The organism is Dechloromonas sp. H13, assembly GCF_009469615.1.
In the GTDB taxonomy this organism is placed as follows: domain Bacteria; phylum Pseudomonadota; class Gammaproteobacteria; order Burkholderiales; family Rhodocyclaceae; genus Azonexus.
This window is the reverse complement of sequence record NZ_SSXX01000002.1, coordinates 693,295-704,520: the sequence shown is the minus strand read 5'-3', so window position 1 is coordinate 704,520 and position 11,226 is coordinate 693,295. Positions and strand designations below refer to the sequence as shown.

15 protein-coding genes are annotated in these 11,226 nt (G+C 66.9%); 12 read left to right on the top strand and 3 right to left on the bottom strand.

The features are described from left to right. Positions 1-15: 15 nt before the first annotated feature. The 12 genes from hemP to GH660_RS07965 all read left to right on the top strand — a co-directional run bounded on the left by hemP (position 16) and on the right by GH660_RS07965 (position 8,297). Complete coding sequence (gene hemP / locus GH660_RS08020) at positions 16-195, top strand: hemin uptake protein HemP (protein ID WP_194266253.1); 180 nt, start codon at positions 16-18, stop codon at positions 193-195. 101 nt (positions 196-296) lie between these two features. Continuing rightward, complete coding sequence (locus tag GH660_RS08015; RefSeq protein WP_153146110.1) at positions 297-944, top strand: energy transducer TonB; 648 nt, start codon at positions 297-299, stop codon at positions 942-944. Positions 945-946: 2 nt separating this feature from the next. Continuing rightward, entirely contained in the window at positions 947-1,681 is a 735-nt protein-coding gene (locus tag GH660_RS08010) for a MotA/TolQ/ExbB proton channel family protein (RefSeq protein WP_153146109.1), read from the top strand. After that, positions 1,681-2,106 (top strand): biopolymer transporter ExbD, encoded by a 426-nt coding sequence (locus tag GH660_RS08005; protein ID WP_153146108.1) that lies wholly within the window; start codon positions 1,681-1,683, stop codon positions 2,104-2,106. The genes GH660_RS08010 and GH660_RS08005 overlap by 1 nt, the downstream gene beginning before the upstream one ends. An 86-nt stretch (positions 2,107-2,192) precedes the next feature. Next, complete coding sequence (locus tag GH660_RS08000; RefSeq protein ID WP_153146107.1) at positions 2,193-2,738, top strand: iron transporter; 546 nt, start codon at positions 2,193-2,195, stop codon at positions 2,736-2,738. Between the two features lie 2 nt (positions 2,739-2,740). Beyond that, complete coding sequence (locus GH660_RS07995) at positions 2,741-4,207, top strand: carbohydrate porin (protein ID WP_153146106.1); 1,467 nt, start codon at positions 2,741-2,743, stop codon at positions 4,205-4,207. Positions 4,208-4,216: 9 nt separating this feature from the next. Continuing rightward, on the top strand, positions 4,217-4,549 hold the full coding sequence (locus tag GH660_RS07990; protein ID WP_153146105.1) for a cupredoxin domain-containing protein: 333 nt from the start codon (positions 4,217-4,219) through the stop codon (positions 4,547-4,549). Positions 4,550-4,599: 50 nt separating this feature from the next. Continuing rightward, a complete protein-coding gene (locus GH660_RS07985; protein WP_153146104.1) occupies positions 4,600-5,403 on the top strand; it encodes an FTR1 family protein in 804 nt (267 codons plus the stop codon). Further along, positions 5,396-6,787, top strand: coding sequence for a 4Fe-4S binding protein (locus GH660_RS07980; RefSeq protein ID WP_153146103.1), 1,392 nt, complete (start codon positions 5,396-5,398; stop codon positions 6,785-6,787). Before GH660_RS07985 ends, GH660_RS07980 begins: the two co-directional genes overlap by 8 nt. Before the next feature lie 89 nt (positions 6,788-6,876). Next, complete coding sequence (gene bfr, locus GH660_RS07975; protein WP_153146102.1) at positions 6,877-7,362, top strand: bacterioferritin; 486 nt, start codon at positions 6,877-6,879, stop codon at positions 7,360-7,362. Positions 7,363-7,371: 9 nt separating this feature from the next. Next, on the top strand, positions 7,372-7,854 hold the full coding sequence (gene bfr / locus GH660_RS07970) for a bacterioferritin (RefSeq protein WP_153146101.1): 483 nt from the start codon (positions 7,372-7,374) through the stop codon (positions 7,852-7,854). A 236-nt stretch (positions 7,855-8,090) separates the two neighbouring features. Continuing rightward, on the top strand, positions 8,091-8,297 hold the full coding sequence (locus GH660_RS07965; RefSeq protein WP_153146100.1) for a (2Fe-2S)-binding protein: 207 nt from the start codon (positions 8,091-8,093) through the stop codon (positions 8,295-8,297). 66 nt (positions 8,298-8,363) lie between these two features. Here GH660_RS07965 and GH660_RS07960 read toward each other — a convergent pair whose 3' ends face one another. Genes GH660_RS07960 through GH660_RS07950 form a run of 3 tightly spaced genes read right to left on the bottom strand, consistent with a single transcriptional unit; the run spans position 8,364 to position 11,196 of the window. Then, positions 8,364-9,380: a Fe(3+) ABC transporter substrate-binding protein gene (locus GH660_RS07960; RefSeq protein ID WP_153146099.1), complete on the bottom strand. Its 1,017-nt coding sequence runs from the start codon at positions 9,378-9,380 to the stop codon at positions 8,364-8,366. Then, on the bottom strand, positions 9,377-10,513 hold the full coding sequence (locus GH660_RS07955) for an alpha-hydroxy acid oxidase (protein ID WP_153146098.1): 1,137 nt from the start codon (positions 10,511-10,513) through the stop codon (positions 9,377-9,379). Before GH660_RS07955 ends, GH660_RS07960 begins: the two co-directional genes overlap by 4 nt. Then, positions 10,513-11,196: a Fe2+-dependent dioxygenase gene (locus GH660_RS07950; RefSeq protein WP_153146097.1), complete on the bottom strand. Its 684-nt coding sequence runs from the start codon at positions 11,194-11,196 to the stop codon at positions 10,513-10,515. The genes GH660_RS07955 and GH660_RS07950 overlap by 1 nt, the downstream gene beginning before the upstream one ends. Positions 11,197-11,226 lie beyond the last annotated feature (30 nt).

The window sequence follows — 11,226 nt, the reverse complement described above, 5'->3', positions numbered from 1 at the left end:
TGTATTCGTATCCAGATGAAACAGCCCAACATCCCCCTGCCGGTTCACCCCGCCGCCTCGGCACCGTCGGCCCAACGCCCCCGCGTCGATAGCGAAGCGCTGCTGCAAGGTGCGGCTGCGCTGGAGATCGACCACGCCGGCCAGACCTACCTGCTGCGCGTTACCCGTGAAAACAAGCTGATCCTGACCAAGTAACCGTTTCCGTTGTCCATCTCTCGTTCCCGGTAGCCAGCAAGCATGAAGCCAGCAAGCCAACGGTTTTTTTCCCGGCGAACGACACGGCTGGAAAAAAACCGATGAGCCATGTCCTTTCCCGCCCTTCCCCCTTCCAGCGCAGCGGCCTGCTGGGCGCCGTCGTCGCGCTGCATGCCGGCATCCTGCTGCTGATCCTGGCAGCAAAGACGGTCGCCCCCCAGATCATGGCCATGCCGCTGGTCGTCGACCTGCTGCAGCCGCCGGAAGTCCGGAAGGAACCCGAGGCCAAGCCGCTGCCGGTCGCCCGCCCGCAGCCGCAGCGCCAGAAGCCGGTGCCGACCCCCAGGACGCCGGTGCCGGCGCTCGAAACCACGACCAGCACCGCGCCCGCCCCCGAGGCCGTGGTCGCCGTGCCGCCCGAGAACAAGTCGACCAGCACCGCCCCGGCGGCCGCCGCCGAGTCGTTCAGCGCGGCGCGTTTCGACGCCGACTACCTGCGCAACCCGGCGCCGCCCTATCCGGCGCTCGCCAAGCGCATGGGCGAGCAGGGCAAGGTCGTCCTGCGCGTTTCGGTCACGCCGCAGGGCACGGCCGACAGCGTGGACATCAAGACATCGTCAGGCAGCCCGCGCCTCGACGAATCGGCCCTGAAGACCGTCCGCAACTGGAAGTTCGTTCCCGCCAAACGCGGCGACGTGGCCGTCCAGAGCTGGGTGCTCGTCCCAATCATCTTCAAACTGGAGCAGTAATCATGCAGGAAAATTCTTTCGGCTTCGCCCATCTGCTGGCCCGCGGCGACGCCGTTTCGCACACCGTCGCCGTCATCCTGGCCGTGATGTCGATCGCCAGCTGGTACCTGATCCTGGCCAAGACATGGGACTGGTGGCAGATGCGCCGCGCCGCCCGCGCGGTCGGCGCCTTCTGGTCGGCGAGCAGCGTCGGCGAAGGAATCGAGCGCCTGCGCGAGGCGGGCGCCGACAGCCCCTACGCCCAGCTCGCCACCCAGGCCAACATCTGCAACGCCGACTGCGAAACCGCCGCCGGCCGCCTGGCCGCCCGCTTCGATCCGTCCGAACAGATGGAGCGCGCGCTGCGCCAGCAACTCTCGGGCACCCAGGCGGCACTGGAGAACGGCCTGACCTTCCTCGCTACCACCGGCGCCACGGCGCCCTTCGTCGGCCTCTTCGGCACCGTCTGGGGGATCTACCACGCCCTGCTCGCCATCGGTCTCTCCGGCCAGGCAGCGCTGGAGAAGGTCGCCGGCCCGGTCGGCGAGGCGCTGATCATGACCGCCGCCGGCCTCGCCGTCGCCCTGCCGGCAGTCTTCGCCTACAACGCCTTCACCCGCGCCAACCGCGTGCTGCTCGCCGATCTCGACGCCTTCGCCCACGACCTGCACGCCTTCTTCACGGTCGGCAAGCCCTTCGTCGCCAACAGCGCGCAGATCCACCCGATGCGCGCCCGCGCCGCCAGCGGAGCCGCGTGATGGCGATCGGCAGCTTCAACTCGCCCGGCACCCAGGCGCCGATGGCGGAGATCAACACGACGCCGCTGGTCGACGTCATGCTCGTCCTGCTCATCATCTTCATCATCACCGCGCCGCTGATGACGCACTCGGTCAAGGTCGAGCTGCCGCGCGCCGCGAGCGCGCCGACGGAAGACAAGCCCTTGACCCTGCAGGTCAGCATCAACGCCGACAACCGCGTTTTCGTCGGTGCCGAGGCAGTCGACCGCGACAGCCTCGAAGGCCGCTTCCGCGAGGCGCTCGCCCGCGACGCGAATGTCGAGATGCACCTCAAGGCCGACCGCAGCACGCGCTACGAGGCGGTCGCCGAAACCATGAGCGCCGCCCGCCGCGCCGGTCTGGGCAAGATCGGTTTCGTCACCCAGCCGGGGGGCGAAGCGCGCTGAAACCTCTTTTCAACAATACTCAAGCCAGCCAGCCGCAGTAGCCAGCAGGAGCAGCAAGCCAGCCAGAGAAACCAGGGAGTCTTACCATGTCGTTCGCCAAGAAGCTCGTTTCCGCGCTGGCCCTTTCCGCTGTGCTGGCCGCCCCCGCCCTTGCCCTCGAATACCCGATCGGCGTGCCGCAGCAGCGCGCCGGCATGGAGATCGCCGCCGTTTACCTCCAACCGATTGAAATGGAACCGGAAGGCATGATGCGCAAGGTCGCCGATTCCGACATCCACATCGAGGCCGACATCCACGCGCTGGCCAACAACCCGAACGGCTTCGAGGAAGGGGCGTGGATCCCCTATCTGGTCGTCAAGTACGAAGTCTCGAAGATCGGCGGCGACCACAAGGTGGCCGGCGACTTCATGCCCATGGTCGCCAACGACGGCCCGCACTACGGCGAGAACATCAAACTGGCCGGCCCCGGCAAGTACAAGGTGAAGTACACCATCCTGCCGCCGTCGGCCAACCCGCATTCCCATTTCGGCCGCCACACCGACCGCGCCACCGGCGTCCGCCCGTGGTTCAAGCCCTTTGAAGTCGAGTACGAATTCACCTACGTCGGCATCGGCAAAAAAGGCGGCTACTGATCATGCGCCTCTCGAAACTGACCGCCGCGCTCGTCGCGGCGGGGCTGGCCCTGCCCGCCTGCGCCGCCTCCGACGCCGCCACCCTGCAAAAACTGATGGAGCGCATGGAAAAACTCGAGGCCCGCAACGCCGAGCTGGAAAAGGAAGTCAAGGCGCTCAAGAACGAAAGCGCCGAAATCGCCAAGGGCCTCGACAGCCCGCGCCTCTCGGAAAGCGAGCCGGAACTGACGGTGCGCCTGAAGGCGACCGAAAAAGACGTCCTCGAGATGAAGAAATCGTCCAAGGTCGTCGAATCGCTGGAAGGCATCAAGGCGACCGCCGCCCTCGCCACCGTCGTCCAGGGCGCCAGCGGCCTGCCTTCGGGCACGCCGGATTCAGGTACCCAGCTCAACTACCGCGCCGACGTCACGGTCGAGTTGCCGTTGCAGCCGATCGGCGACATCGAGCACAAGCTGTTCGGCGGTTTCCGCATGGGCCAGGGCCAGGGCCTCAACACCGCCTTCTCGGCCCTCGGCTACTACGCCAGCGCCCCCAACGCCCTGGCCTTCCGCGCCAGCGGCGCCAGCCCCGACGACTCGGTGGTCATCCTCGGCCAGGCCTACTACCAGGCGGCGATCCCGCTGCCCTTCGGCGGCTTCAAGCCCTACTCGCGGGAGACGCTGGACATCACCTTCGGCAAGATGGACATCTTCAGCTTCTTCGACCAGAACGCGGCAGCCGGCGACGAAACGCGCCAGTTCCTCAACTCGGTCTTCGTCCACAACCCGCTGCTCGACGCCGGGCGCGAGGTCGGCGTCGATGCCAACGGCTTCCAGCCCGGCTTCATCGTCGGCTACACCAACAGCTTCGACAAGACGCAACCGTGGCGCCTGTCGTTCGGCGTCTTCGGCACCGGCCCGCGCGGCTCCAACTACGAGGCCAGCCTGACCCAGCCGCTGCTCTTCGGCCAGGCCGAAACCCAGCTCAAGCTGCTCGGCGGCCTCACCGGCAACTACCGTATCTACGCCTGGAACCGCTCGTCCGGCGAGGATTACGACTACTGGGCCACGGGCCAGTCGACCCAGCACACCGGGATCGGCGTCTCGGTCGATCAGCGCATCGGCGACGGCATCACCGTGTTCGGCCGCTACGGCAACCTGGTCAAGGGCGAGCTGCCGTTCAACCAGGCGGTCGCCGTCGGCGCCCAGTTCAGCGGCAGCTACTGGGAGCGCGGCGCCGACTCGTTCGGCATCGGCTTCAGCTGGCTGCAGACCGGCAGCAGCTACAAGAACGCCACCTTCGACTGGAACGGCACGCCGCTCACGTTCACGCCGAGCGGCGCGGAAACGATCACCGAACTGTACTACCGCTACCGCCTGTCGCCGCAGTTCGAACTGAGCCCCGACTTCCAGTGGCTGACCCAGGGCGGCGGCAATGCCAGCGCCAAGGACGTCACCGTGTTCGGTCTGCGCGCCAACATCGTCTATTGAGGAAACGTCATGAAGTACGCTCTCCATTCCGTGGTTTCCGGCCTTTTTCTGGTGTCGACCGCAGCAATCGCTGACGACCTGCCGACCTTCAGGCTGCTGATGAAGGATGGCCGTTTCTTTCCGGAAACGATCGAAGTGCCGGCCCAGACCCGCTTCCGCCTGGAAGTCAAGAACGAGGGTCCGGGCGCCACGGAATTCGAGAGCCTCGAACTCAAGAAGGAACTGGTGCTGGCGCCGGGCGTGACGCGCACGACGGTCTTCGCCCCGATGAAGCCGGGCACCTACAAATTCTTCGACGACTTCCACCCGGACACCGGTCAGGGTCGCATCGTCGCCAAATGAACCGCCAGCCAGCCAACTCGTAACAACAGCCAGCAAGCACGGAGCACAGCATGGGTAACGCATTTTTCGTAGTCTGGCGGGAAAGCCTCGAAGCCTTCCTGATCGCCGGCATCCTCTACGCCTGGCTGCAGGGCAACGACAGCAGCGGCCGGGGAAAGCACGCGCTGTTCGTCGGCCTCGCCGCCGGCGTCGGCCTCGCCCTGCTGCTCGGCTGGGCCTTGCTGACGGTGCAGGACGAACTCACCGGCAACGCCCTCGAAGCCTTCCAGGTCGGCACCCTGTTCGTCGCTTCCGGGCTGATCACCCAGATGGTGCTGTGGATGCGGAAGCACGGCCGTCAGATGAAGGCGCGCCTGCACGCCGACCTCGCGGCGGCCGCCGAGAAGTCGGGCTTCGTCGGCGTCGCCGTGGTCGCCGCGCTGGCGGTCGCCCGTGAAGGTGCCGAAACGGTCATCTTTCTCTACGGCATGGCGCAGTCCGGCGAGGTCGGGACGCTGATCGGCGGAGCACTGGCCGGTTTCGCCGGCGCCGCCGCCACCGCCTGGCTGGCGGCGAAAAGCCTGGCCCGCCTCAATATCGGCCTGCTGCTGCGCCTCTCGTCCTTCCTGCTGCTGATCCTCGCCTCGGCCCTGCTGGTCGCCGCCGTGGACCGGCTGATCGGCGCCGGCTGGCTGCCGGCCCTGGTCGATCCGCTGTGGGACGCTTCCGACCTGCTCGACGACGGCACCACCGGCGGCAAGCTGTTCGCCGACTTCGCCGGCTACCGCGCCCGCCCGACGCTGACCACCCTGCTCGCCTGGGCCGCCTACTGGGTCGTCGTCGTCATCGCCTGGCGGAGAAGCAGCCATGGTTGAGCACACCCTGGTCTTCCATGCGCGGCATCGTCGCGGTCGACTGGAGAAAATCGGCCTTTTCCTGCGCCGCAACCGCCGCCTCATCGTCGCCATCCAATGGCTGGTCGTCGTCATCTACGCGGCGCTCGTCGTCATCCCGGCCTTCCTGCCGCTGCCGCCGGAAGAAGCGCACATCTGGAACAACCTGCGCCTGTTCGCCCAGTTCGTCTTCTGGGGCGTCTGGTGGCCGGGCGTCATGATCGCCACGGTCACCCTCGGCCGCGTCTGGTGCGGCATCTTCTGCCCGGAAGGCAGCGTTTCGGAATGGGTCAGCAAGTACGGGCGCGGCAAGCCGCTGCCCGGCTGGCTGAAATGGTCGGGCTGGCCCTTCGTCGCCTTCGTGTGCACCACCGTCTACGGGCAGCTGGTCAGCGTCTACGAATACCCGCAGGCGGCGCTACTGGTGCTCGGCGGTTCGACCGTCGCCGCCGTCGGCCTCGGCCTGCTCTACGGCCGCGAGAAGCGCATCTGGTGCCGCTACCTGTGCCCGGCCTCGGGCGTCTTCGCCGTGCTGGCCAAGATCGCGCCGCTCCACTACAAGGTTGACCGCGCCGCCTGGGATCGCTATCAGGGCGACTACGAACCGGTGAACTGCGCACCGCTGGTCGACGTCCGGCGCATGACCAGCGCCTCCGAGTGCCACGCCTGCGGGCGCTGTGCCGGGCAGCGCGAGGCCGTCGCGCTGCGCGCCCGCTCGCCGTTCAGCGAAGTGCTCGACCTTGACGCCGCCGCCCGCACGCCGGACGCCCTGACCCTGGTCTACGGCGTGCTCGGCGTCGCCACCGCCGCCTTCCAGTGGACCGTCAGCCCGTGGTTCCTGCACATCAAGCTGGCACTCGCCGACTGGCTGGTCGAGCACGAGCATTTCGCCCTGCTCGACAACGACGTGCCGTGGTGGCTACTGACCCACTATCCGGAAGCCAGCGACCTGTTCACCTGGCTCGACGGCGCGCTGATTCTCGCCTACCTGCTCGGCGGCGGCTTCCTGCTCGGCAGCCTGCTGCTCGTCGGCCCAGCGCTCGCCACCCGGCTGCTCGGCGACCGCCGCCTGACCTGGCAGCGCTTCACCCTGGCGCTGGCGCCGCTCGCCGCCGCCAGCGTCATCCTCGGCCTGTCGATGCTCACCGTCAGCCACCTGAAGGCCGAGCACGTCTGGCTCGGCTGGCTGCCCACCTTCCGCATCGCCCTGCTCGCTGCCGGCTGCCTGGGAACCTTGTGGCTGGCCTTCTGTCTTTCAAGATATGCCGACGCCGTTCCCTGGCGCCGGATGCTGGCCCGCGCGGCGATGCTTCTCCCGGTCGCCCCGATGGCCGGCATCTGGACGCTGGTTTTCTTCGTCTGGTAAGACACGGTGGCGTCGCCTAGAATGGTTGCTCCGGCAAGCCAGCCGATTTCGCCAGCCAGCCGAATTTCCCACGATTTCCGGAGAAGCACATGAAAGGCGACAAGAAAATCATCGACATCCTCAACGGCCTGCTGGCCGGCGAGCTGACCGCAGTCGACCAATACCTGATTCATGGCGAAATGTACGCCGACATGGGCTTTGCCCGCCTGGCCGAGAAGGCACTGCACGAATCCGACCACGAGCGCCAGCATGCGCGCGCCCTGATCCAGCGCATCCTGTTCCTCGAAGGCAAGCCCGACCTCTCCAAGCGCGCGCCGCTGAAGATCGGCAAGACCGTGCCGGAAATGCTCAAGGCCGACCTCGACGTCGAATACCATGTCGTCGGCGAGCTCAAGAAGGCCATGGCCGCCTGCGAGAAGGCCCAGGACTACGTGACCCGCGACATGCTCGGCGTGCAGCTGGAAGACACCGAGATGGACCACGCCTACTACCTCGAAAAGCAGATCGGCCTGATCGACCTGGTCGGCCTGCAGAACTACCAGCAGAGCCAGATGGGCTCCGATACCCCGGCGTAAGGAGCGACCATGAAAGGCGACAAGAAGATCATCGATGCCCTCAACAAGGTGCTCAAGAACGAACTCACGGCGATCAACCAGTATTTCCTGCACGCCCGCATGTTCCGCAACTGGGGACTGGAGAAGCTGAACGACTACCAGTACAAGCAGTCGATCCGCGTCATGAAGGAGGCCGACGAACTGATCGAGCGCGTGCTCTTCCTCGAAGGCCTGCCCAACCTGCAAAACCTCGGCAAGCTGATGATCGGCGAGGACGTCGTCGAATGCCTGGCCGGCGACCTCAAGTACGAGCGCGAAATCCAGCGCCCGCTGCTGGTCGAGTCCATCGCCCTGTGCGAAACGCTGCAGGACTACGTCAGCCGCGACCTGCTCGAAGACCTGCTCGAACACTGCGAGGAAGCCATCGACTGGCTGGAGACTCAGCAGACCCTGATCGTCGACGTGACCCTGCCCAACTACCTGCAGGCGCACATGGAGCCGAGCGGCGACTGACCGCAGGCCCTGCCCATCCGCCAGAAAGCCGCAGCCCGCCTGCGGCTTTTTCATTTTCCGGCCGCTCGATTCGCGGCTGGCCCGTCTATTGCTGCACGGGTGGACGGCTGCGGTCGACTGTCGGAAATGGCACAAAATCACGACGGCCCGGTCGCCGCGAAATTGTTGTTGACAATCATTCTCACCTCAATAAAATACGAATTGTTCGCATTTACATAAACAGCAGGAGCTCCGGAATGTACGTCTGCGTCTGCCAGGCCGTTACCGACCGCCAGATTCGTGAAGCCGCCCAGGGCGGCGCCCGCACGCTGAAGGATTTGCGCCGCGACCTCGGCGTCACGCGCGACTGCGGCCGCTGCGCCTCGTGCGCCCACGAATGCCTGCAGGAAGCGAACGGCGGCAACGGCAAGCCGGGCAAGGTCCTGTTGCGCGAAGCCGCCTGACGGATCGCCGAAGACAGCAAAAAACGGGAGCCGCGGCTCCCGTTTTCGTTTGGCCTGCCCCGCTGCTCAACGGAACCCTGCCCGGTCGAGCACCATCTGCGCGGCGACCATATTCTTCGCCAGCATGCCGATCGGCAGCGGATCGGCCTTGAACTTGCCGAGCGCCGTCAGCGCCGGGTTGTTGGTGACGACGCCGTCGACCACCGGCCATTCGTTGTTGCCGTCGGCGAAATATCGCTGCGCCTCGTCGCTTGCCAGGTATTCGAGGAACCTGACCGCCGCCTCCTGGTTCTTCGAGGTCTTGACCATGCCGCCACCGGAGATGTTGATGTGGGTGCCGGTCGTCGCCTGGTTGGGCCAGACAATGCCGACGCGCTCCATCATGCGCCGGTCGTCGATCTTGTCGGAACGGACCAGGCGCGCCAGGTAGTAGGTGTTGGACACCGCGACGCCGCACTCACCGGCGGCGACCGCCTTGATCTGGTCGGTGTCGCCGCCCTTCGGCGCGCGTGCGAAGTTGGCGACGACGCCGCGCGCCCAGGCCTCGGTCTGCGCCTCGCCATCATGGGCGATCAGCGAGGACACCAGCGACAGGTTGTAGGGATGGGCGCCGGAACGGCTGCACAGCTTGCCCTTCAGCTGCGGATCGGCGAGCGACTCGTAGGTCTGCACCTGCTCGGCCCTGAGCGCGCTGCGGTTGTAGATGATGACGCGGGCACGGGTCGAGAAGGCGAACCAGGTGGCGGTGCGCAGGTGGGCCGGGATGCGCGTTTCCAGCACCTTCGATTTCACCGGCGCGAACAGGCCGAGCTCGTCGGCCTTGGCCAGGCGCGCGGCGTCGACCGTGATGAAGACGTCGGCCGGGCTGTTGGCGCCCTCGTTCCTGATGCGCTCCATCAGTTCCTCTTCCTTGCCTTCGATGCGGTTGATCCGGATGCCGGTCTGCTGGGTGAAGTTGGCGTAGAGCGCCTCGTCGGTCTGGTAGTGGCGGGCGGAATAGAGATTGAGCACCTTGTCCTGCGCCGGGGCGGCAAAGCTGGCGGCAGCCAGCGCGAAAGCGATCAGCGAAAGGCGTATTTTCATGCGTTGCTTCTCCTTGCGGGATGGTCGTACAAATGTTCGGCGGTAATCTGCTCGAGGCGGACGACACCGCACAACGCCATCGTTGCCTCCAGTTCGTCCTGCAACAGGCGCAACACGTGGGCAATGCCGAGCGGGCCGACGGCGGCCAGCGCGTGGATGTAGGGGCGGCCGATCAGCACCGCCGAGGCACCGAGCGCGACCGCCTTGAAGATGTCGCTGCCGCGCCGGATGCCGCTGTCGAGCAGGATCGGCACGCGGCCCTCGATCCGGCGGGTGATGGCCGGCAGGGCGTCGAGGCTGGCCGGCAGCGTGTCGAGCGTGCGGCCGCCGTGGTTGGAGACGACGATGCCGGCGGCTCCGAGGTCGACGGCGCGCGCCGCGTCATCCGGGTGCAGCACGCCCTTGACGATGACCGGCAGGCGCGTCGTCGCCAGCAGCCATTCGAGGTCGCGCCAGGTCGGCGCGTGGCGCATCAGGCCGTCGAACACGGCACTGCCGCCGGGCGGCGGTTTTTGCCCGTTTTCGGCGGTCGACCGCAGCAGGTTGGCCGAGTCGACACCGGGCGGCAACTGGAAGCCGACGCGCTGTTCGCGGTTGCGAATGCCGCTGAGCGGCGCGTCGACGGTGAACACGATAGCCGCGTAAGCGGCGGCCTCGGCGCGCCGCACCAATTCGCCGGAGAGGCCGCGGTCGGGCTGCAGGTAGAGCTGGAACCAGCGCGCACCGTCGCCGGCCTGGCGGGACATCGCAGCGACCTCCTCGATCGTGCAACTGGCCAGGGTGCTGAGGATGAACCCGGCGCCGAGCGCGGCGGCGGCATAGGCGGTGGCCCGCTCGCCTTCGGGATGGAACAGCTTCTGCCAGGCGACCGGCGCCAGCAGCACCGGGCTCGGGTAGTCGTGGCCGAACAGTGTCGTCCGGCAGTGGCCGCCGGCGACGTCGCTCATGACGCGCGGCAGCAGGGCCAGCCTGTCGAAGGCGGTGCGGTTCCAGGCACGCGTCAGCTCGTCGCCAGCAGCGCCGTCGAGGTAGGCCCAGGCGTTGTCGTCGAGCCGGCGGCGGGCGTACGCTTCGTAATCGGCGACCGCCGCGATCTCGCGCGGGATGCCGTCGAGCAGTGGCGCCTGGAACATCAACTGTCGGCCCAGCGGCGCAGCAGGTTGTGGTAGCAGCCGGTCAGGCGCACCACCGGGTCGGTGTCGCCGTGCGTTTCGCGCAGGCCGAGCAGCGCCATGTCCATGTCGAACAACAGGCGGCGCTGGCCGGGGTCGCGCACCATGCTCTGCATGAACATGAAACAGGCGAGGCGCGCGCCTTGCGTGACCGGCGCCACCTCGTGGATCGAGGTGGACGGATAGACGACCATGCTGCCCGCCTTTAGCTTGACGCCGTGCTTGCCGAAGGTGTCCTCGATGGTCAGCAGGCCGCCCTCGTATTCGTCCGGGTCGGAGAGGAAGAGCGTCGCCGAGACGTCGGCGCGCACATAGCCGCTGCCGTCGGGCAGCTGGCGCATGGCGTTGTCGGTATGGAAGCCGTAGTAGTTGCTGCCGCCGGCATAGCGGTTGAAGAACGGCGGCAGGATCTTCAGCGGCAACGCCGCGGTGAAGAACATGGCGTTGCGGCCGAGCGCCCTGAGCACCAGGCGGCGCAGGGCGGGCAGATGTTCGGCGTCTTCGGCCAGTTGCTCGTTGTTCTTGGCCTTGGCCGCCTGCAGGCCGGCCGTAATTTGCCCGTTTGACCAGGTCGACCGCGACAGCAGGTCGCGGGCGGTGGCCAGTTCTTCCGGGGTCAGGACGTCGTCGATGGTGATCAGCATGGCTTCCTCAAGCAGAAGCCCCCGCCACAC